Origin of the sequence: Mesorhizobium sp. M1227 (assembly GCF_040318315.1) — a bacterium.
Classification (GTDB): Bacteria; Pseudomonadota; Alphaproteobacteria; order Rhizobiales; family Rhizobiaceae; genus Mesorhizobium.
Genome location: NZ_JAMYLZ010000002.1, coordinates 102,405 through 120,779, shown reverse-complemented (window position 1 = coordinate 120,779; position 18,375 = coordinate 102,405). Strand labels below are relative to the sequence as shown.

At 63.7% G+C, this 18,375-nt stretch carries 21 protein-coding genes; 9 read left to right on the top strand and 12 right to left on the bottom strand.

The window, feature by feature from the left end; genetic code table 11:
* Positions 1–188: 188 nt before the first annotated feature.
* The 5 genes from NKH28_RS03855 to hutI form a co-directional block, all read right to left on the bottom strand.
* The gene (locus tag NKH28_RS03855) at positions 189–776 is read right to left on the bottom strand and encodes a HutD/Ves family protein (protein ID WP_352977863.1); all 588 of its coding nucleotides are present in this window, start codon (positions 774–776) and stop codon (positions 189–191) included.
* 8 nt (positions 777–784) lie between these two features.
* A complete protein-coding gene (hutU, locus tag NKH28_RS03850; RefSeq protein ID WP_352819690.1) occupies positions 785–2,455 on the bottom strand; it encodes a urocanate hydratase in 1,671 nt (556 codons plus the stop codon).
* 32 nt (positions 2,456–2,487) lie between these two features.
* Positions 2,488–3,306, bottom strand: coding sequence for an N-formylglutamate deformylase (hutG, locus tag NKH28_RS03845; protein WP_352819688.1), 819 nt, complete (start codon positions 3,304–3,306; stop codon positions 2,488–2,490).
* Positions 3,307–3,715: 409 nt separating this feature from the next.
* Entirely contained in the window at positions 3,716–5,251 is a 1,536-nt protein-coding gene (hutH, locus tag NKH28_RS03840) for a histidine ammonia-lyase (RefSeq protein ID WP_352571517.1), read from the bottom strand.
* Positions 5,248–6,498: an imidazolonepropionase gene (gene hutI, locus NKH28_RS03835; RefSeq protein WP_352682120.1), complete on the bottom strand. Its 1,251-nt coding sequence runs from the start codon at positions 6,496–6,498 to the stop codon at positions 5,248–5,250. The genes hutH and hutI overlap by 4 nt, the downstream gene beginning before the upstream one ends.
* A gap of 98 nt (positions 6,499–6,596) precedes the next feature.
* Here hutI and NKH28_RS03830 point away from each other — a divergent pair, with 98 nt between their 5' ends.
* On the top strand, positions 6,597–7,949 hold the full coding sequence (locus NKH28_RS03830) for a formimidoylglutamate deiminase (protein ID WP_352819686.1): 1,353 nt from the start codon (positions 6,597–6,599) through the stop codon (positions 7,947–7,949).
* A complete protein-coding gene (hutC, locus tag NKH28_RS03825; RefSeq protein WP_352682124.1) occupies positions 7,946–8,707 on the top strand; it encodes a histidine utilization transcriptional repressor HutC in 762 nt (253 codons plus the stop codon). The genes NKH28_RS03830 and hutC overlap by 4 nt, the downstream gene beginning before the upstream one ends.
* Before the next feature lie 401 nt (positions 8,708–9,108).
* Here the strand turns inward: hutC and NKH28_RS03820 are convergent, their stop codons facing one another.
* A complete protein-coding gene (locus tag NKH28_RS03820) occupies positions 9,109–9,453 on the bottom strand; it encodes a RidA family protein (protein ID WP_023674415.1) in 345 nt (114 codons plus the stop codon).
* Between the two features lie 211 nt (positions 9,454–9,664).
* Between NKH28_RS03820 and aztA the strand changes: the two genes are divergently transcribed.
* The 4 genes from aztA (at position 9,665) to NKH28_RS03800 (ending at position 12,777) form a co-directional block, all read left to right on the top strand.
* Positions 9,665–10,477: a zinc ABC transporter ATP-binding protein AztA gene (gene aztA / locus NKH28_RS03815; protein WP_352682126.1), complete on the top strand. Its 813-nt coding sequence runs from the start codon at positions 9,665–9,667 to the stop codon at positions 10,475–10,477.
* Positions 10,477–11,352 carry a zinc ABC transporter permease AztB gene (aztB, locus tag NKH28_RS03810; RefSeq protein WP_352542391.1) on the top strand — a complete coding sequence of 292 codons (876 nt, stop codon included), beginning with the start codon at positions 10,477–10,479 and terminating at the stop codon, positions 11,350–11,352. The genes aztA and aztB overlap by 1 nt, the downstream gene beginning before the upstream one ends.
* A gap of 22 nt (positions 11,353–11,374) precedes the next feature.
* Positions 11,375–12,316: a zinc ABC transporter substrate-binding protein AztC gene (aztC, locus tag NKH28_RS03805; protein ID WP_352473647.1), complete on the top strand. Its 942-nt coding sequence runs from the start codon at positions 11,375–11,377 to the stop codon at positions 12,314–12,316.
* Between the two features lie 122 nt (positions 12,317–12,438).
* The gene (locus tag NKH28_RS03800) at positions 12,439–12,777 is read left to right on the top strand and encodes a protein tyrosine phosphatase family protein (RefSeq protein WP_352473646.1); all 339 of its coding nucleotides are present in this window, start codon (positions 12,439–12,441) and stop codon (positions 12,775–12,777) included.
* A 93-nt stretch (positions 12,778–12,870) separates the two neighbouring features.
* On the opposite strand, the gene NKH28_RS03795 is transcribed toward NKH28_RS03800, so the two are convergent.
* Positions 12,871–13,338, bottom strand: a complete 468-nt coding sequence (locus tag NKH28_RS03795; protein WP_023674409.1) for an Lrp/AsnC family transcriptional regulator — start codon at positions 13,336–13,338, stop codon at positions 12,871–12,873.
* Between the two features lie 141 nt (positions 13,339–13,479).
* Between NKH28_RS03795 and hppD the strand changes: the two genes are divergently transcribed.
* The 3 genes from hppD to NKH28_RS03780 all read left to right on the top strand — a co-directional run bounded on the left by hppD (position 13,480) and on the right by NKH28_RS03780 (position 15,263).
* Entirely contained in the window at positions 13,480–14,595 is a 1,116-nt protein-coding gene (gene hppD / locus NKH28_RS03790; protein WP_352542358.1) for a 4-hydroxyphenylpyruvate dioxygenase, read from the top strand.
* Between the two features lie 69 nt (positions 14,596–14,664).
* Positions 14,665–14,889: a type II toxin-antitoxin system Phd/YefM family antitoxin gene (locus NKH28_RS03785; RefSeq protein WP_352542357.1), complete on the top strand. Its 225-nt coding sequence runs from the start codon at positions 14,665–14,667 to the stop codon at positions 14,887–14,889.
* The gene (locus tag NKH28_RS03780; protein ID WP_352542356.1) at positions 14,886–15,263 is read left to right on the top strand and encodes a type II toxin-antitoxin system VapC family toxin; all 378 of its coding nucleotides are present in this window, start codon (positions 14,886–14,888) and stop codon (positions 15,261–15,263) included. Before NKH28_RS03785 ends, NKH28_RS03780 begins: the two co-directional genes overlap by 4 nt.
* Here NKH28_RS03780 and NKH28_RS03775 read toward each other — a convergent pair whose 3' ends face one another.
* The 5 genes from NKH28_RS03775 to NKH28_RS03755 are packed head-to-tail and all read right to left on the bottom strand — an operon-like array spanning position 15,264 to position 18,366.
* The gene (locus NKH28_RS03775; protein ID WP_352542355.1) at positions 15,264–15,818 is read right to left on the bottom strand and encodes a DinB family protein; all 555 of its coding nucleotides are present in this window, start codon (positions 15,816–15,818) and stop codon (positions 15,264–15,266) included.
* Positions 15,819–15,822: 4 nt separating this feature from the next.
* A complete protein-coding gene (locus NKH28_RS03770; protein WP_352977861.1) occupies positions 15,823–16,116 on the bottom strand; it encodes a hypothetical protein in 294 nt (97 codons plus the stop codon).
* Positions 16,113–17,135, bottom strand: coding sequence for a fumarylacetoacetate hydrolase family protein (locus tag NKH28_RS03765; protein WP_352542353.1), 1,023 nt, complete (start codon positions 17,133–17,135; stop codon positions 16,113–16,115). Before NKH28_RS03765 ends, NKH28_RS03770 begins: the two co-directional genes overlap by 4 nt.
* 17 nt (positions 17,136–17,152) lie before the next feature.
* Complete coding sequence (locus NKH28_RS03760; RefSeq protein ID WP_352542352.1) at positions 17,153–17,506, bottom strand: DUF7660 family protein; 354 nt, start codon at positions 17,504–17,506, stop codon at positions 17,153–17,155.
* A 2-nt stretch (positions 17,507–17,508) separates the two neighbouring features.
* Entirely contained in the window at positions 17,509–18,366 is an 858-nt protein-coding gene (locus tag NKH28_RS03755) for an MBL fold metallo-hydrolase (RefSeq protein ID WP_352617754.1), read from the bottom strand.
* Between the last annotated feature and the right edge of the window lie 9 nt (positions 18,367–18,375).

The following is an 18,375-nucleotide window of genomic DNA, read 5'->3' as shown; positions in this document are numbered from 1 at the left end:
GCATCGCAACACTTGGCCGAAAGTTTGTTTCCGCACCACGACAAGATGCCGTCTTTCGACAACTTCCAGGCGAGCACTATGAGCATCGTTTCGGCTTCTGATCGGCGGAAGATTCAGGCTTTTTCGTGATGCAGCGACCAGCTTACGCGATATTTGGCCGGCGTCACGATCATGTTTGGAAACAGACGTTAATCGTTGCCGGCAATGCGGTCGATGCGGATCACGAACAGCATGGCCGGCCGGACCGGATCGAGGCGCAGTTCCGGCACTTGCGTCCCGGGCAACAGCGCGTCGAGCGGGCCAAGTTGCATGGGCGCCGCGCCGACCACGCTGAGTTCGCCGTCGACGCACAGGATGAGTGTTTCATCGGCTTCGGCCTGGATCTCCGTCGGAGCCGAAATCAGCAGGCGCTCGACCGTGTGGATCGCCCGGGCGCGGCGGGTCATGACGTTGAGGTCGGTGATCGGACCGGCGATCAGCGTGGCTTGCGTCGGCACGTCGGCCGGAAAGGCAAGCGGTGCGGAAGCCTTGGTGATTTCGACCGGTAGCCGGCCGGCGATGTCGAGGACCATGCCCTCGCCTTCCAGCAGGGCCAAGGTCCGATCGACGCCGGCGAAGCCGGAGAACGGCCCGCTGCTCTCGACGCGCGCCATCGAGACGCGCCAGTCGAAATCGTCGAGCCCGGCACCTGGCGGCGAGACGGCAATCTCCGTCGTCACCCCGCCGCCGTTCTTCCACGGCATCGACCGGTATTCGGCTGCCCGAAGGATGCGCAAGGCGCGGCTCAGCCCAAAATGCCGGGCAGGTTGAGCTGGTTCTCCCGGGCGCACTCGATCGCGATGTCATAGCCGGCATCGGCGTGACGCATGACGCCGGTCGCCGGATCGTTCCACAGAACCCGCTCCAGGCGCTTGGCCGCCTCGGGCGTGCCGTCGGCGACGATGACCATGCCGGCATGCTGCGAAAAGCCCATGCCGACGCCGCCGCCATGGTGCAGCGACACCCAGGTGGCGCCGGACGCGGTGTTGAGCAAGGCATTGAGCAACGGCCAGTCGGAGACGGCATCGGAGCCGTCCTTCATCGCCTCCGTCTCGCGGTTCGGCGAGGCGACCGAGCCGGAATCGAGGTGATCGCGGCCGATGACCACCGGCGCTTTCAGTTCGCCCCTGGCGACCATCTCGTTGAAGGCGAGGCCGAGCCGGTGGCGATCGCCAAGCCCAACCCAGCAGATGCGCGCCGGCAGGCCCTGGAAGGCGATGCGCTCACGCGCCATGTCGAGCCAGTTGTGCAGATGGGTGTTGCCGGGGGTCACCTCGCGCACCTTGGCGTCGGTCTTGTAGATATCCTCGGGATCGCCGGAAAGCGCTGCCCAGCGGAACGGGCCGATGCCGCGGCAAAACAGCGGACGGATGTAAGCCGGCACGAAACCCGGGAAGGCAAAAGCATTCTCGAATCCCTCCTCCTTCGCCACCTGGCGGATGTTGTTGCCGTAGTCGAGCGTCGGCACGCCGGCGTTCCAGAACGCCACCATCGCCTCGACATGCTCGCGCATCGACGCGCGGGCAGCTTTTTCGACGGCCTTCGGGTCGGAGGTGCGTTTCTCGCGCCACTCGGCCAGCGACCAGCCCTTGGGCAGATAGCCGTTGAGCGGGTCATGCGCCGAGGTCTGGTCGGTGACGATGTCGGGGCGCACGCCGCGCCGCACCAGTTCCGGCAGGATGTCGGCGGCGTTGCCGACCAGGCCAACCGATTTCGCCTCACCGGCTTTGGTCCAGCGCTCGATCTTTTCCAGAGCCTCGTCGAGCGTGTCGGCGCGCTCATCGACATAGCGGGTGCGCAGCCGGAAATCGATGCGATCGGGATCGCATTCGACGGCCAGGCAGCAGGCGCCGGCCATCACCGCGGCGAGCGGCTGGGCACCGCCCATGCCGCCGAGGCCGCCGGTCAGGATCCATTTGCCCCTGAGATTGCCGCCATAATGCTGGCGGCCGGCCTCGACGAAGGTCTCGTAGGTGCCCTGCACGATGCCTTGCGTGCCGATGTAGATCCACGAGCCGGCCGTCATCTGGCCGTACATCATCAGGCCCTTTCTATCGAGCTCGTTGAATTTCTCCCATGTCGCCCAGTGCGGCACGAGATTCGAGTTGGCGATCAGCACACGCGGGGCGTCAGGATGAGTGCGGAACACGCCGACCGGCTTGCCCGATTGCACCAACAACGTCTCGTCGTCGCCAAGCGTCTTCAGCGAGGCAACGATGCGGTCGAAATCGTTCCAGGTGCGCGCCGCCCGGCCGATGCCGCCATAGACGACCAGTTCGTTGGGGTTTTCGGCGACGTCTGGGTCGAGATTGTTCATCAGCATGCGCAACGGCGCTTCCGTCAGCCAGGTGCGGGCGTTGAGCTCGCTGCCGCGCGGGCTGCGCACTTCACGGATGTTGTGGCGAGGATCGGTCATGATTGTCCCTTTCGAGTGAGGTGCACCGCGCGTCAGCGTTCGGCCCAGGCGATCGCGGTTTCCAGGATCTTCTTCAGCGTGACGCGGATCGGCGCCGCGAATTCGGCCTCGTAAGGCACCGGCCAGTTAGCCGGTTCGCCCTTGCCTTCGGGCTCGCGCATATAGCCGCGGTTGGAGAGTTCCATCTGCAGCGCGTGGACGCCGGCTTGCGGCTGGCCGAAATGGCGCGTGATCCAGCCGCCCTTGAAGCGGCCGTTGACGACGTAACTCTCGCAGGTTTCGGCGAGGATCTGGCCAACCGTCGCTTGCAGCGTCGGATCGGCGCTCTTGCCGTCATTGGTGCCGAGATTGAAGACCGGCAATTTGCCTTCGAAAAGGCGCGGCAGCACCGAGCGGATCGAATGGCAGTCATAGACGACGACCTTCCCATGCAAAGCGTGCAGCCTGTCGATCTCAGCCTGCAGGGCGGCATGATAGGGTACGAAGAACTTCTCGCGGCGCTCGTCGATCTCAGACGGCCCCGGCTCTTCACCCTTGCGGTAGAGCTGATCGCCGTCAAAGGTCTCTGTCGGGCAGAGCCCGGTCGTCGTCTGGCCGGGGTAGAGCGAAACGCCGGACGGATCGCGGTTGACGTCGATAACGGTGCGCGAAATCGCCGTATGCACGACCGTCGCGCCGAGGCTCTCGGCGAAGTCATAAAGCTTGTCGATCCACCAGTCGGCGTCACGGCGGCCGAGCCAGGGCGAGACCAGCCGGCTGTCGAGGCCGGCGAGATCGATGCCGGTATGCGGGATCGAAACCAGCAGGGGTGCTGTGCCTTGGGTGACGGTGAGCCAGGAGGGTGAGGTCATCGGAAGTCTCCGCGCGAAGGAACGCGACTTTGCAATCGTCCTTGAACACCGACTTCGGTTTTTATCGCTCGCAACGCATTTTGTTCTTGCTTTGTGCCGGCAGCTATGCCACTAATTTCGGTATAGTGCTGATTCGGCCCGACGACCCGCCTTTGAGGCGGGTTTTTTGTTTCTGGATTTGAAAGTTTCGGTGTTGCCGGGGTGAGGTCGGCGGGACAGCGCCCCCCTCTGTCCTGCCGGACATCTCCCCCTCTAGTGGGGAGATTGGCAGCTTCGGCGCCTCGCTCAGTCCTGCAACGCTGGAGATTGGCGAAAGCCGAGACGACAGCCAATCTCCCCCCTGGAGGGGGAGATGTCCGGCAGGACAGAGGGGGGCGCGACAGAACGCGACCTGTCACGGTACACCGCCTCATGACGCAACGCCCGGCAGTTTCACCGCACCCGCGGCCTTCACCGCCGCGCCGCTGCGTATCATGGCGATGGCCTTCTCCATGTCGGGGTGGAAGTGCCGGTCGTTGTCGAGATGCGGCACCTCTGCCCTGACCAGCCGGCGCACCGCCTCCAGTGCCGCGCTCGAGGCCAGCGGTGCGTGGAAATCGCAGCCTTGCGCGGCGGCCAGCAATTCGATGCCGATGACGGCCGTCGCATTCTCGACCATGCCGATGAGGCGGCGCGCGCCATGCGCCGCCATCGAGACGTGGTCTTCCTGGTTGGCCGAGGTCGGGATCGAATCGACGCTGGCCGGATAGGCCTTTTGCTTGTTTTCAGAAACCAGTGCTGCCGCCGTGACCTGAGGGATCATGAAACCGGAATTCAGACCCGGCTTGGGCGTGAGAAACGCCGGCATGCCCGACAGCGCCGGGTCGACCAGCATGGCGATGCGCCGCTCCGACAGCGAGCCGATCTCGCAGACGGCGAGTGCGATCATGTCGGCGGCGAAGGCGACCGGCTCGGCATGGAAATTGCCGCCCGAAAGTGCGGAGTCGTCCTCGGCAAAGATCAGCGGATTGTCGGTGACGCCGTTGGCCTCGGTGCCGAGCGTCTCGGCGGCCTTGCGGAGCACGTCGAGTGCTGCGCCCATCACCTGCGGCTGGCAGCGCAGGCAATACGGATCCTGCACGCGCTCGTCGCCGACGCGGTGCGATTCACGGATGGCGCTGCCGGCCATCAAATTGCGCAACGCCTCGGCCGTCTCGATCTGGCCGCGATGTTTCCTGAGCAGATGGATGCGTGGATCGAACGGAGCGTCGGAGCCCTTGGCGGCATCGGTCGACAGCGCGCCGGCGACCAGTGCCGACTGGTAGAGCACTTCCGCCTCGAACAAAGCGGCAAGCGCATAGGCGGTCGAAAACTGGGTACCGTTGAGCAGCGCCAGGCCTTCCTTGGCGCCCAGTGTCACCGGCTCCAGGCCGTGCGAAACGAAGGCGACCTTGGCGGGAAAGCGGCCATGCGGGGTAAAGCACTCGCCGACGCCGATCATCACGGCGGTCATGTGCGACAGCGGCGCAAGGTCGCCGGAAGCGCCGACCGAGCCTTGCGCCGGCACCACGGGGATAACGTCGTTGGCCAGCATCGCCTCGATCAGCTCGATCGTCCGCGGCCGCACGCCGGAGGCGCCCTGTGCCAGGCTGGCCAGCTTCAGCGCCATCATCAGCCGGCAGATTGCGACGGGCATCGGCTCGCCGACGCCGGCGGCATGAGACAGCACGATATTTCGCTGCAACGTTTCCAGATCGGCGGCGGGGATGCGGACGCTGGCCAGCTTGCCGAAGCCGGTATTGATGCCATAGACCGGCTCGCCCTTGGCAACGATCCTGGCGACGGCCTCGGCGCTGGCCTTGATCTTCGGCCGACAGGCATCGTCGAGCCTCAGTGCGGCGCCGCGATAGATGGCGCGCCAATCGGCCAGCGTGGCATTGCCCGGCCTTAGCTTGAGTTCGGTCATTGTCCCCTCCAGATGCGGGCATGCAGCGGGTTGAAGCCCATGCGGTAGACGAGTTCGGCCGGGCGCTCGACGTTCCAGATCGCCAGATCGGCGGATTTTCCGGCCTCCAGCGTGCCGGTCTGTCCAAGCAGCCCGAGCGCGCGGGCAGCCTCGCGGGTAACGCCGGCAAGGCATTCATCGACGGTCAGGCCGAACAACGTCGCGGCCATGTTCATGGTCAGCAGCAGCGAGGTCAGCGGCGACGTGCCGGGATTGTTGTCGGTGGCAACGGCCATCCTGACGCCATGCTGGCGAAACAAGGCGATCGGCGGCTTCTTGGTCTCGCGGATGAAGTAGTAGGCGCCGGGCAGGATGGTCGCCACGGTTCCGGCCTTCGCCATCGCCGCCGCACCGGCCTCGTCGGTGTATTCGAGGTGGTCGGCCGATAGCGCACCATAGCGCGCCGCAAGTTCGGCGCCGTGCAGATTGGACAGCTGGTCCGCATGGAGCTTGACCGGCAGGCCCGCAGCCTTTGCGGCATCGAACACGCGGGCGATCTGCTCCGGCCAAAAGGCAATGCCTTCGCAAAAGCCGTCGACGGCATCGGCCAGGCCCTCGGCAGCGACGGCCGGCAAAATCTCGTTGGCGACAAGATCGATAAAAGCGTCCTTGTCGCCTTTTGCTTCGGGCGGCAGTGCATGAGCACCGAGGAAAGTGGTCCTGACCGTCACCGGCCGCTCACCGCCGAGCCGTCGTGCGGCGCGCAGCGACTTCTTCTCGTTTTCGAGGTCGAGACCGTAGCCGGATTTGATCTCGACGGTGGTGACGCCTTCGGCGATCAGCGCATCGAGGCGCGGCAGCGACTGGGCGACCAGCTCGTCCTCGCCGGCGGCGCGCAGTGCCTTGACCGAGGAAACGATGCCGCCGCCGGCCTTGGCAACCTCTTCATAGGTAGCGCCGGCCAGCCGCATCTCGAATTCATTGGCACGGTTGTCGGCGTGAACCAGATGGGTGTGGCAGTCGATCAGGCCGGGCGTAATCCAGCGGCCTTCGCAGTCGGTCGCCTCGGCGTCTTTGCCAAGTGCTCTGGGGCGGAGCGCTGCCGGCATGTCGGCTTCCGGCCCGGCATAGACGATCCGGCCATTGCGCACGGCGATTGCACCGTGCTCGACAACGCCTGACCCGGGGCTGCTTTCGGCCATGGTCGCGAGGCGCGCATTGCGCCAGAGGCGAACCTCCCCTGCCCGGCTTTTGCTCTCTGCAGCCATCATCTTTTCCATTTCAATAGGTGACGATTATGTATATACATATGAAAAGGCACTGCAAGCGCTATCATCGCACGGCAGACCGGGATTTGGAGAAAAACGTGACAGCAATCTTTGCAGAACAGGCGCTTCTGCCCGACGGCTGGCACAGCAATGTGCGGATCGTCATCTCCGACGGCAGGATCGCCACGGTCGAGGCGAATACCTCGCTCCTGCCCGGCGACGAGCGCCGTGCCATCCTTTTGTCCGGCATGCCGAACCTGCACAGCCATGCCTTCCAGCGCGGCATGGCCGGCCTTGCTGAATTGCGCGGCCCTTCCGCCGACAGTTTCTGGAGCTGGCGCGAGGTGATGTACCGTTTCGCGCTGTCGATGACGCCGGACCAGGTCGAGGCGGTCGCGGCCCAGCTTTATGTCGAGTTGCTGGAGGCCGGGTTCTCGCGCGTCGGCGAGTTTCACTATCTCCACCACGACCGTGATGGCCGGCCCTATGCTGACATCGCCGAGATGGCGCAGCGCATTGTTGCCGCAGCGTCCGAGACAGGCATCGGGCTGACTTTGCTGCCCGTGTCCTACGCGCATTCCTCTTTCGGCGGCGCTGCGCCAAATGAAGGCCAGCGCCGGTTCATCAACGATGTGAACCAGTTCTCGCGGCTTGTTGACAAATGCCGAGACTCCATTCGCGCGCTGAATCAAGGCGTCGTCGGCGTCGCCCCGCACAGCCTGCGTGCCGTGACACCGGAGGAACTGGAAGACATCACGGTGATGGCGCCGGAGGGGCCGATCCACATCCACATCGCCGAGCAGATGAAGGAGGTCGAGGACTGCCTTGCCTGGTCCGGGGCGCGGCCGGTCGAATGGCTGCTTGCCAACGCCAAGGTCGACCGGCGCTGGTGTCTCATCCACGCTACGCACATGACCGAGACCGAGACGGTGCAAATGACGAAAAGCGGCGCCGTTGCCGGCCTCTGCCCGATCACCGAGGCCAATCTCGGCGACGGCACCTTTGCCGCGTCCTTGTTCATGCAGCATGGCGGCCGCTTCGGCATCGGCTCGGATTCAAACGTACTGATCGGCCTGCCGGACGAGTTGCGGCAGCTCGAATATTCGCAGCGCCTCGCCCACCGCGCCCGCAACGTGCTGGCGGTGGCCGGTGGCTCGACCGGCCGTGCTTTGTTCGATGCAGCGCTCGATGGTGGCAGTGCCGCGTTGGGCGCCGGCCTCTCGCAGATCGCAGCAGGTGCCTCGGCCGATTTCGTCTCGCTCGACGGCAAGCATCCATCGCTGGCCGGCAAGACGGGCGATGCAATCCTTGATGCCTGGATTTTTGCCAACGGCACCAAGGTCGATTGCGTCTGGGTGCATGGCAAGAAACTGGTCAGCGGCGGCATGCATGCCAGGCGCGATGCCATCGCCGAGCGCTTCCGCAAGGTGATGACGGCGCTTTCGGCATGAGCATGATCGGGACAATAAGCGCGGATTCCGGAAGCGCGGACGGCGGCGAGGTTCTTTCGCTGCACCAGCGCATCCTGTCGGACATCAGCGAACGGATCCTGTCGGGTGCCTGGGCGCCCGGCCACCGCATCCCGTTCGAGCATGAACTGACGGCCGAATACAGATGTTCGCGCATGACAGTGAACAAGGCCCTGTCGCAACTGGCCAAGGCCGGGCTGATCGAGCGCCGGCGTCGCTCGGGCAGTTTTGTCCGCCAGCCGCAGTCGCAGGCAGCCGTTCTCGAAATCCACGACATCCGGATCGAGGTCGAGGCACTTGGCCTGCCCTACCGCTATGAGCGCATGGCGCGAAACAGAAGGCGCAGCAGCGCCGACGACCGCGCCCTGCTGGAACTCGACGTCGCCGGGCCGGTGCTGGTGCTGGAATGCCGGCATTTCGCCGGCAAGCGGCCGTTCGCCCACGAGCAGCGGCTGATCAATCTGGCCGCCGTGCCGGAGGCTGTCGAAGAGGCGTTTTTCGACACGGCGCCCGGTCCGTGGCTGATCGGGCGCGTGCCGTGGAGTGCCGCCGAGCATCGGATTCGCGCCGTTGCCGCCGAAAAGCACATCGCGGCGGCGCTCGACATCCAGACCGGTGCGCCGTGCCTGGTGATCGAGCGGCGGACATGGAGCGCCGAGCACCCCGTCACCCATGTCCGCTTCACCTATGCGGCAGAGAACCACACGCTGGTGGCGCGGTTCACGCCGTCAAGGGGGTAACCCTCAAGGCAGGGCAATCGCATTTGGATTCTTACGAAGATGGACCCCCACCCTAACCCTCCCCACAAGGGGGAGGGAACGCTGCCGCATGCCCTTACTTCCCCTTTTGGCGCCGAAAGGCAGGCAAATTTGCCGAGGTCAGCGCCAACGGAAGTCTCCCTCCCCCTTGTGGGGAGGGGTTAGGGGTGGGGGTACATCGTAGAGCGAAAGCCTCGGCTCTCCACCTGCGATGGCGCTGCCCCTCAAGGGGAGGGTCGCGGAGCAAATTGCCGCATGGCGGCATTTGTGACGCGGGTTGGGGTCGGTGCAACCTCGCCGACCCCACCCAGTCTCGCAGTCTCCGCTTCGCTCCGACTACTCGCCGACCCTCCCCTTGAGGGGGGAGGGTTAGGAGCCGCGCCTCAAATCGCCGCGGTAACAATAATCTCGACCAGATATTCCGGTCCGGCAAGCTTGGCTTCGCCGGTGGCGCGGGCCGGCGTGTTGCCTTGCGGTACCCATTTGTCCCACTCCGCGTTCATCTCGGCAAAGGTGCTCATGTCGGCCAGCCAGATGATCGCCTGCAGGATCTTGGTCTTGTCGGTGCCGGCCTTGGCCAGCAATTCGTCGATCGCCGCCAGAATGTCCCTGGTCTGGGCACCGACGTTTCCGCCCGGCTTGCCGACCTGACCGGCCAGATAGACGGTGTTGCCGTGGATGACGATCTGGCTCATGCGCGGGCCTACATCGATACGACGAATGCTCATTGGATATTCCTTCTCCTCTTGTCGCTGCGCCTGTTTAGGGGCCGGGTTCGCCGGGGGCAAGGCCGCTCGAGCGGAACTTCTTGAGCCAAGCCAAAGCACACAACAAGACGGCCCGGCCGCAATTCCGCCCGATTGGCTTGTTGACTAATGTAATAACATCACATATCGAATCCGCCCCTGCAGCACCGATCATCGCCCCATGGATCGTCACATGAGCCAAACCTGCCTGACCTTCCGCGACCTGACGCTGGGCTACAATAGCCATCCTGCGGTCCACCACCTCAATGGTACGATCCGCAAGGGATCGCTGACGGCGGTCGTCGGCGCCAACGGCTCCGGCAAGTCGACGCTGATGAAGGGCATTGTCGGCGTCCTGAAGCCGATGGCCGGCGCGGTGATCCGGGCGCCCGGCGTACGCGCCGCCTATCTGCCGCAGCAATCGGAGCTCGACCGCTCCTTTCCGGCCCGGGTCGTCGACCTGGTTTCGCTTGGCCTGTGGCCGCGGCGCGGCATGCTCGGCCGTTATACGAGGGAAGACCGCGACTCGGTCAGCAAGGCGCTGATGGCCGTCGGCCTCGGCGGCTTCGAGAAGCGCCCGATCGACACACTGTCGGGCGGCCAGCTGCAGCGCACGCTGTTTGCCCGCGTGCTGTTGCAGGATGCCGAGCTCATCCTGCTCGACGAGCCGTTCAACGCCGTCGATGCCAAGACGGTCGGCGACCTGATCGCGCTGATCAAGCGCTGGCACGGCGAGGAACGCACGATCATGGTTGTGGTCCACGATCTCGATCTGGTGCGGCAGAATTTCCCCGAAACACTGCTCCTGGCGCGCCAGCCGATCGCCTGGGGCGAGACCAAAGAGACGCTGCGGCCTGAGAATCTGTTGCGCGCGCGCCGCTTCCACGAAGCCTGGGAGGACAACGCGCCATGGTGTGAGCCCGGCGAGCATGATCACGAGCACGGTGGCCACGAGCACAGCCATGACCACGAGCATTATCACGGCTCCGGGCCGAGGGCAGCATGATGGAGGTGCTTTACGGTCTGTTCGTCGCTCCTTTCGCCGACTACGCCTTCATGCAGCGGGCGCTTGCCGGTTCGATGATGCTGTCGCTCGGCGCCTGCCCGGTCGGCGTGTTCCTGATGCTGCGGCGCATGAGCCTGTCCGGCGATGCCATGGCGCATGCCATCCTGCCGGGTGCCGCCGCCGGCTTCCTGTTCTATGGCCTGGAGATCCTGCCGATGACGATCGGCGGACTGATCGCCGGCATCATCGTGGCGCTCGGCGCCGGCGCCGTCTCGCGCTTCACCATCCAGCGCGAGGACGCCTCGATGGCGGCCTTCTACCTGATTTCGCTGGCCATCGGCGTGCTCATGGTGTCGATCCGCGGCTCCAGCGTCGATCTCATGCATGTGCTGTTCGGCACCGTGCTGGCGCTCAACAACGAGGCGCTGACGCTGATCGGCGGCATCGTCGTGGTGACGCTGGTCAGCCTCGCCACCTTCTGGCGGGCGCTGGTCGCCGAATGCCTCGACCCTTTGTTCCTGCGCTCGGTCAGCCGGATGGGCAGCCCGGTGCATTTCATCTTTCTCGGCCTCGTCGTGCTCAACCTCGTCGGCGGCTTCCAGGCGCTCGGCACCTTGCTGTCGGTCGGACTGATGATGCTGCCGGCAGCGGCGGCCCGCTTCTGGACCTCGCGCGTCGAGCCGATGTGCGTGCTGGCCACAGTAATCGGCTTTGCCTCCTGCATTGCCGGGCTGCTGTTGTCCTACCATGCGTCATTGCCCTCCGGCCCGGCCATCATCCTGTCCGCCGGCGTCGTCTATTTCGCCTCGATCCTGTTCGGCACGCGCGGCATCCTGCGCGCCCGCATCGTCCATCACCGCCACAGAACTGCCTGATCCCAACAAGGAGAAACTGTCCATGCTGAAATCGATCCGCGCCGCTTTGGCCGTGAGCGTTATAACATTAACCGCCTTTGGCGCATCTTCGGCCTTCGCAGAGCCGTTGAAAGTGGTCGCCAGCTTCACGATCATCGCCGATTTCGCCAAGAATGTCGGCGGCGACCGCATCGATCTGACCACCATCGTCGGGCCGGACGGCGACGCCCACGTCTACGAGCCGAGCCCCGCCGATGCTGTGACGATGGCCAAGGCCGACATCGTGCTGGTCAACGGCCTGCATTTCGAAGGTTTTCTGCAGCGCCTGGTCGACGCCAGCGCCACCAAGGCTTCGATTGCCGTGCTGACCAAGGGGGTCACGCCGATCAATTTCAAACCCGAATTCGCCGAGGCCGATGCCGCCGAAGGCGCGGAAACCGATGGCGGCAAGACGGTCACCGATCCGCATGCCTTCCAGTCGATCGCCAATGCCAAGATCTATGTGAAGAACATCGCCGACGCCTTTTGCACGGCCGACGCTGCGGGTTGCGACAGCTACAAGGCCAATGCAGCCGCTTATACGCAAAAGCTCGAGGCGCTTGAGGGCGAAGTGCAGGCGGCGATCCAGTCGATCCCGCAGGAGAAGCGCGTCGTCATCACCTCGCATGACGCCTTCGGCTATTTCGAGCAGGCCTACGGCTTGACGTTCCTGGCCCCGGAAGGCGTGTCGACCGAGTCGGAGCCCTCCGCCGCCGACGTCGCCAAGCTGGTCAGCCAGGTGAAGCAGGACAAGGCGGCGGCGATCTTCGTCGAGAACATCACCAACCCGCGGCTGATCGAGCAGATCGCCAGCGAGACCGGCATCAAGGTGGGCGGCACGCTCTATTCCGATGCGTTGTCGCAGCCCGACGGCCCGGCCGCGACCTATATCGACCTGATGCACAACAACATCGCCCAGATCAAAGGCGCGATCCTCGGCAGCTGAGCTGTCTAGTCACTCCATCCGGTCGGGCTGAAATTGCCCGGCCGGATTTCTATCTAATGGCTGTTGCCGACCGGGTCCGGGAGTGGCAAGACTGCCGCTAGCCAGATTGTGAGGACACTGCCATGGAATACCGTCAGATCAGCGAGGACTATTCGGTCTCGGGCCAGATCCAGCCCGAGGATGTCGCGACCATCAAGGCCGCCGGCTTCAAGAGCGTGATCTGCAACCGGCCGGACGACGAGCAGCCCGGCCAGCCATCGGCCGACACCGTCAAAGCGGCGGTCGAGGGCGCCGGGCTCGCCTTCCGCTACATCCCTGTCATCAGCGGCCAGATCACGGCCGAGAATGTCGAAGACCAGGCCGAGGCGCTTGACGAACTCGAAAGCCCGGTCTTCGCCTATTGCCGCTCCGGCGCCCGCTGCACCAATCTCTATGGGCTGATCAAGCAGTCGAAGGGGTGAGAGGCCTCACGTTCCGAGCGGAGGAAGTCAAGTTCCGCACTGTGGCGATCCTTCATACCCCCCTCCGCCATATCTAACGAAAAGCCGTCTGGGCTAAATCGGCAGCGCGCCGGTTTCCTTCAATGTCTCAAGCACGATCGCCGTCTTCACGTGCTGCACCGATTCGTGCGGCAGCAGCACGCCGTTGACGAACTCCGACAATGATTTGAGATCGGGCGTCACCACTTTCAATATATAATCCATCTCGCCGGTCAGCGCGTGCGCTTCCTGCACTTGCGGCAGCCGCGCCACCAATTCGCCGAAGCGCCGCGCATTGTCGCGGTTGTGGGTGGCGAGCGTCACCGAGATGACATTGACCAGGGAAAAACCGAGCTTGTCGCGGTCGAGCACCGCCCGGTAACCCTTGATATAGCCGTCCTCCTCCAGCCGCTGGCGACGACGCGAGCACTGCGACGCGGACAGGTTCACCCGTTCCGACAGATCGTTGTTGGTCAGCCGTGCATCGCCCTGCAATAGAGCCATTATCTTGCGGTCAAACTGGTCGATGCGCGCCTCATCCATGGATTTTTCCAAACATATGCACAATTCACGCATTATCTGATCATTTCAAGCGTTTGAATGCAAGCACCATGCACCGCGTCCGCGTTATCATTGTGTTGAGATGGCTTTTCCCGGCCAACAACAGCTTTGGAGGACACTGCCATGGGTCCCTTCCCGCACGACGCACCGCCCGCCACGATCAGCAAAACCAATCCCGCCGGTACCGACGGCTTCGAGTTCGTCGAATTCGCGCATGCCAAGCCGGAAAAGCTCGCCGAGTTGTTCACCCGCATGGGCTATGTGCCGGTGGCCAAGCACCGCAGCAAGGACATCACCGTCTGGCGGCAGGGCGACATCAACTATGTCGTCAATGCCGAACCCGGCTCGCATGCCATGAAATTCGTCGACAAGCACGGCCCTTGCGCCGCCTCGATGGCGTGGCGGGTGGTCGATGCAAGGCATGCCTTCGATCACGCGGTGGCCAAGGGCGCGACGCCCTATGAAGGCAACGACAAGACGCTCGATGTGCCGGCGATCGTCGGTATCGGCGGGTCTCTGCTCTATTTCATCGAAACCTACGGCGAGAAGGGCTCGGCCTATGATGCCGAGTTCGACTGGCTGGGCGAGCGTGACCCGAAGCCGGAAGGCGTCGGCTTCTATTACCTCGACCACCTCACCCACAATGTCTATCGCGGCCAGATGGACAAATGGTGGGATTTCTATCGCGACCTGTTCGGCTTCAAACAGATCCATTTCTTCGACATCGACGGCAAGATCACCGGCCTGGTCAGCCGCGCCATCACCTCGCCCTGCGGCAAGATCCGCATTCCGCTCAACGAGTCCAAGGACGAGACCAGCCAGATCGCCGAATATCTGAAGAAGTATAATGGCGAGGGCATCCAGCACATCGCCGTCGGCACCGACGACATCTACGGCGGCACCGACAGGCTCGCCGCCAACGGCCTGAAGTTCATGCCGGGCCCGCCGGAGACCTATTACGACATGTCTTATGCCCGCGTGAACGGCCATGAAGAGCCGATCGAGCGCATGAAGAAGCACGGTATCCTGATCGACGGCGAAGGCGTCGTCGACGGCGGCACGACCAAGATCCTGCTGCAGATCTTTTCCAGGACAGTGATCGGCCCGATCTTCTTCGAGTTCATCCAGAGGAAGGGCGACGAAGGCTTTGGCGAGGGCAATTTCCGCGCCTTGTTCGAATCGATCGAGCAGGACCAGATCAAGCGCGGCGTGCTGAAGGTGGACGGCAAGGCAGCGTAGCCAACTCGGCCGAGGTGCCTTGTGGTTTGATCAATTATGACCTAAATTCTGGTCATAAGAGGTCTGACCATGAATGTTTCAATTGCCGAAGCCAAGGCCAAATTGTCGGAACTCGTCAGCCGCGCGGAAGCCGGCGAGGAGATCGTGCTCACACGCCACGGCAAGGCGGCGGCGCGTATCGTACCTCCGGCAGTGGCCGAACCCCTGCCGCGTATAGGCGCGTTGAAGGGCAAGATCCGGATTGCGGACGATTTTGATGAACTCGGTCCCGAGTGGGATGAGTACGTGAAATGACGGTCGGCCCGTTTCTCGCCGACACACACATCATCCTCTGGTCGATTTCGGACGATCGACGTCTTAGCGAGCACCACCGCGTCATTCTGGCTTCGGAAGCGGTGGTGTTCGCGAGCGCGGCAAGCGTCTGGGAAATTGCCATCAAACGTTCGATCAGAAAACTTAATGCGCCGGACGATCTGCCAGCGCTGCTTCCAAGGATGCAATTTCAGCCGCTCGCCGTAACCTTCCAGCACGCGAACGCCGTCGGCGGCCTACCCCACCACCATGGTGATCCGTTCGACAGACTTCTGATTGCGCAGGCGCAAGTGGAGAACCTCACCATCCTGACATCCGACCCGCATTTCGCTCGTTACGATGTGGCTTTGGCATGATTATCCAAGCAGTTGGTCTCGCAAGCCCAGCCGCTCAACCTCCGCTTTCCTGAGTTTCAGATCATAGCCGAGCAAGAACTCGTCGAGTTGCGGCGGTTTCACCGAGGTGCCGGATAGCATCGCGTGCACCTGGCCGCGATGATGGATGTCGTGGATGAAGAGATGGGCGAGCAGGTCACCGATCCGTTCCGGTATCATGCCGTCCTCGCGCCGGTCGGTGAGAACGCGGCGCTCGAGATCGTCCGCCGACAGGCGGCCGCAAAAGGCGATCAGCCGCCGATCGGCCTCCGCCTGTGCAACAAAAAGCGCCTTGGCATCATTGAACGGCACAAAATCGTCATGGGCGGCGGCGCCGACGCCGCCCTCTTCGAGAAAATCGAGATAGAGGTGATCGACCGCCAGGATGTGGTTCAGCGTTGCCTTGATCGACGGAAAGAAGCTCGTCCGTTCGGCTTCGAATTCGCCGGGCTCAAGCTGCAGCACGGCGCGGTAGAGCCGGTCGTTGGACCACAGATTGTTGGCTGCCATGCGCCGGAAATGGTTCAGCAGGTCCATGACTTCACGGCGCGACCCGGAATAGCGACACACCCGCCCATAGAAGCGCAAACCCAGCCAAAACAGTCAGCAGCAGCCCGATCATGCGCCGCCGCATGGCTTGCGTTTCCTGGTCCAGCGCGACATTCGTGTTGGTGACGGTGTGGAACATCATCGCCTTGCGCGGAAAGCCGCTGCGGTTGGTCAGGCCGGGCGAGCGCGCCTCGACGCGATAGCTCAGCCGGATCGCCAGGATGAAGATCGCCAGCATGACAAGGGCCCAGACACCGCACAGCAGATAGAATGTCTCGCCCGTCATTCTCTTGCCCCCTCGTACTTCTCGACCTTCTGCTCGATGGCGCCGAAGATCGAATGCCCGCCCCTGTCCTTCATCTCGATGCGCACGCTATCACCAAAGCGCAGGAACGGCGTTTTCGGTCCGCCGGTTTCGATGGTCTCGATCATACGCAGCTCGGCGACGCAGGAATAGCCGGCACCGCCCGCCGAGACAGGCTTGCCCGGCCCGCCGTCGAGCTTGTTGGAGACGGTGCCCGAACCGATAATGGTGCCGGCGGCCAGCGGCCGCGTTTTTGCGGCGTGAACAATCAGCGCCGGAAAGTCGAAGGTCATGTCGATGCCGGCGTTCGCCCGGCCGAACGGTTTGCCGTTGAGATCGACCAGCAGCGGCAGGCTGACCTTGCCGCCGTCCCAGGCATCGCCCAGCTCGTCCGGCGTCACCGCAACCGGCGAAAAGGCCGATGACGGTTTCGACTGGTAGAAGCCGAACCCCTTGGCGAGCTCGGGTCCGGTCAGGCCGCGCAGCGTTACATCGTTGACCAGCATGACGAGCCGGATCGCCGCCCGCGCCTCATCGAGGCTTGCGCCTATCGACACATCGTCGACGATGACGGCGACCTCTCCTTCCATATCGATGCCCAAGGCCTCGTCGGCCATCCGGATCGGGTCGCGCGGTGCGAGAAAGGAGTCTGAGCCGCCCTGGTAGATCAGCGGGTCGGTCCAGAAGCTTGGCGGCATCTCGACGCCGCGCGCCTTTCGCACCAGCTCGACATGGTTCACATAGGCCGAGCCGTCGGCCCATTGATAGGCGCGCGGCAGCGGCGAATGGGCGTCATGCTCGTGAAAGCGGACAGACGGCACCGCATTATTCTCAAGCGATTCGGCCATGGCAGCGAGATGCGGCGCGATGCGATGCCAGTCGTCGAGTGCGGCCTGCAGCGTCCGCACCAGGAACGAAGCGTCGGTAAACCGCGTCAGGTCGCGCGAGACGACGACGAGCTTTCCATCGCGCGTCCCGTCCTTCAATGTGGCAAGCTTCATGCGTCCTCCCTATGCGTTTATTCGTAGTATTTGCCGGCATAGATAATTCTGGCCGCGGCTTTCCAAGGATTTTCATCCGCTAGAAACGCCGGGTCGCCGCGCCGACTGTCTTTGCTCCAGGTGACGGCCCAAGCGACAGCCGACTCAAGAAAAGTGGCTAACGAATTGTTTTCCCAGCCATTCCAGCTGATGTCAGGTCCTGCCGACCGCAACGCCTCCTTACGGTCGGCGTCCTCACGGTCGTTTCGCAGCGCATCGAGGAACCGGACGAAAGACGGCAGGTCTTCCACCCTGTCGAGAAACAAGGAGAGCTGCGCCCAGGATGTCTCCTCGGATTTTCGCACCTCTTCCGAAAGCTTGTCGTTGGCCATCTTCACTCCCCAAGCCCCACAACAAGGCCGTCGCGGGCGATCGTCAAGTCGCCGGCCCATGTTTTCCTGACGGCGGCAATCCAGTCGGCCTCGCCGATCTCGGGATCGTCGGCCGGAATGAGGTGGTTGACGACTAGCCTTTTGACTTTGGCATCACTAGCAATGCGGCCCGCCTCTTCGGCAAAGCTATGGCTGGCAAGCAGGTGTTCCCTCAGCCTTGCGCCGTTGCCGGTCTTCGCGACCAGCCGCTCGATGCCTTCTTCCAGCATGGCCTCGTGGACCAGAATGTCGGCGCCCTCGGCGAAATCCGCCAATGGCGGAAAGAACGCCGTATCCGACGAAAAGACGATGCCTTGCCCCGCATGATCGAAGCGCAGCGCAAAGCAGTCCGTCACCGGCGGGTGGTCGACACGCAGCGCCGATATTTTGAGACCGCGCTCTTCGGCCACCTGGCCTTCACCAAATTCGACGATCGAGACCAGGTCGCGGAGATCCGGCCTGCCTTCATCGGCGATGCGGATCTCGATGTCGAACTCCATCGCCTGGCAAAAGCGCTGCCAATAATGGCCGATGCCGGGCGGGCCGAACAAAGTGACGGGCGCCGCCAGGCCGGCGGTCCAGGCGGTGTGGATGAGAGGTCCGAGTTCCAGAACATGGTCGGAGTGCAAATGCGTGATGAAGATCAGGTCGAGCGCCTTCAGGCTGATGCCGGCATCGGTCAGCCCGCGCGTTACGCCCAGCCCGCAATCGACGACGATGGTGCGGCCGCCAATCTCCAGCAGCGACGAACTCGGCCACGGGCCGCCGGGTCGCAGCGCCGGGCCACCCTTCGAACCCAGAAGCACCAGACGATCCGTCACGCGACGGCG

Coding starts and splice junctions, on each gene's coding strand:
- hutI (WP_352682120.1), bottom strand. CDS start 6,498: ATGGCTGCAGAGAGCAAAAGCCGGGCAGGGGAGGTTCGCCTCTGGCGC.
- aztB (WP_352542391.1), top strand. CDS start 10,477: ATGGAGGTGCTTTACGGTCTGTTCGTCGCTCCTTTCGCCGACTACGCC.
- aztC (WP_352473647.1), top strand. CDS start 11,375: ATGCTGAAATCGATCCGCGCCGCTTTGGCCGTGAGCGTTATAACATTA.
- hutG (WP_352819688.1), bottom strand. CDS start 3,306: ATGACCTCACCCTCCTGGCTCACCGTCACCCAAGGCACAGCACCCCTG.
- NKH28_RS03775 (WP_352542355.1), bottom strand. CDS start 15,818: ATGGACCTGCTGAACCATTTCCGGCGCATGGCAGCCAACAATCTGTGG.
- aztA (WP_352682126.1), top strand. CDS start 9,665: ATGAGCCAAACCTGCCTGACCTTCCGCGACCTGACGCTGGGCTACAAT.
- hppD (WP_352542358.1), top strand. CDS start 13,480: ATGGGTCCCTTCCCGCACGACGCACCGCCCGCCACGATCAGCAAAACC.
- NKH28_RS03780 (WP_352542356.1), top strand. CDS start 14,886: ATGACGGTCGGCCCGTTTCTCGCCGACACACACATCATCCTCTGGTCG.
- NKH28_RS03820 (WP_023674415.1), bottom strand. CDS start 9,453: ATGAGCATTCGTCGTATCGATGTAGGCCCGCGCATGAGCCAGATCGTC.
- NKH28_RS03760 (WP_352542352.1), bottom strand. CDS start 17,506: ATGGCCAACGACAAGCTTTCGGAAGAGGTGCGAAAATCCGAGGAGACA.
- NKH28_RS03765 (WP_352542353.1), bottom strand. CDS start 17,135: ATGAAGCTTGCCACATTGAAGGACGGGACGCGCGATGGAAAGCTCGTC.
- hutC (WP_352682124.1), top strand. CDS start 7,946: ATGAGCATGATCGGGACAATAAGCGCGGATTCCGGAAGCGCGGACGGC.
- NKH28_RS03800 (WP_352473646.1), top strand. CDS start 12,439: ATGGAATACCGTCAGATCAGCGAGGACTATTCGGTCTCGGGCCAGATC.
- NKH28_RS03795 (WP_023674409.1), bottom strand. CDS start 13,338: ATGGATGAGGCGCGCATCGACCAGTTTGACCGCAAGATAATGGCTCTA.
- NKH28_RS03770 (WP_352977861.1), bottom strand. CDS start 16,116: ATGACGGGCGAGACATTCTATCTGCTGTGCGGTGTCTGGGCCCTTGTC.
- hutH (WP_352571517.1), bottom strand. CDS start 5,251: ATGACCGAACTCAAGCTAAGGCCGGGCAATGCCACGCTGGCCGATTGG.
- hutU (WP_352819690.1), bottom strand. CDS start 2,455: ATGACCGATCCTCGCCACAACATCCGTGAAGTGCGCAGCCCGCGCGGC.
- NKH28_RS03785 (WP_352542357.1), top strand. CDS start 14,665: ATGAATGTTTCAATTGCCGAAGCCAAGGCCAAATTGTCGGAACTCGTC.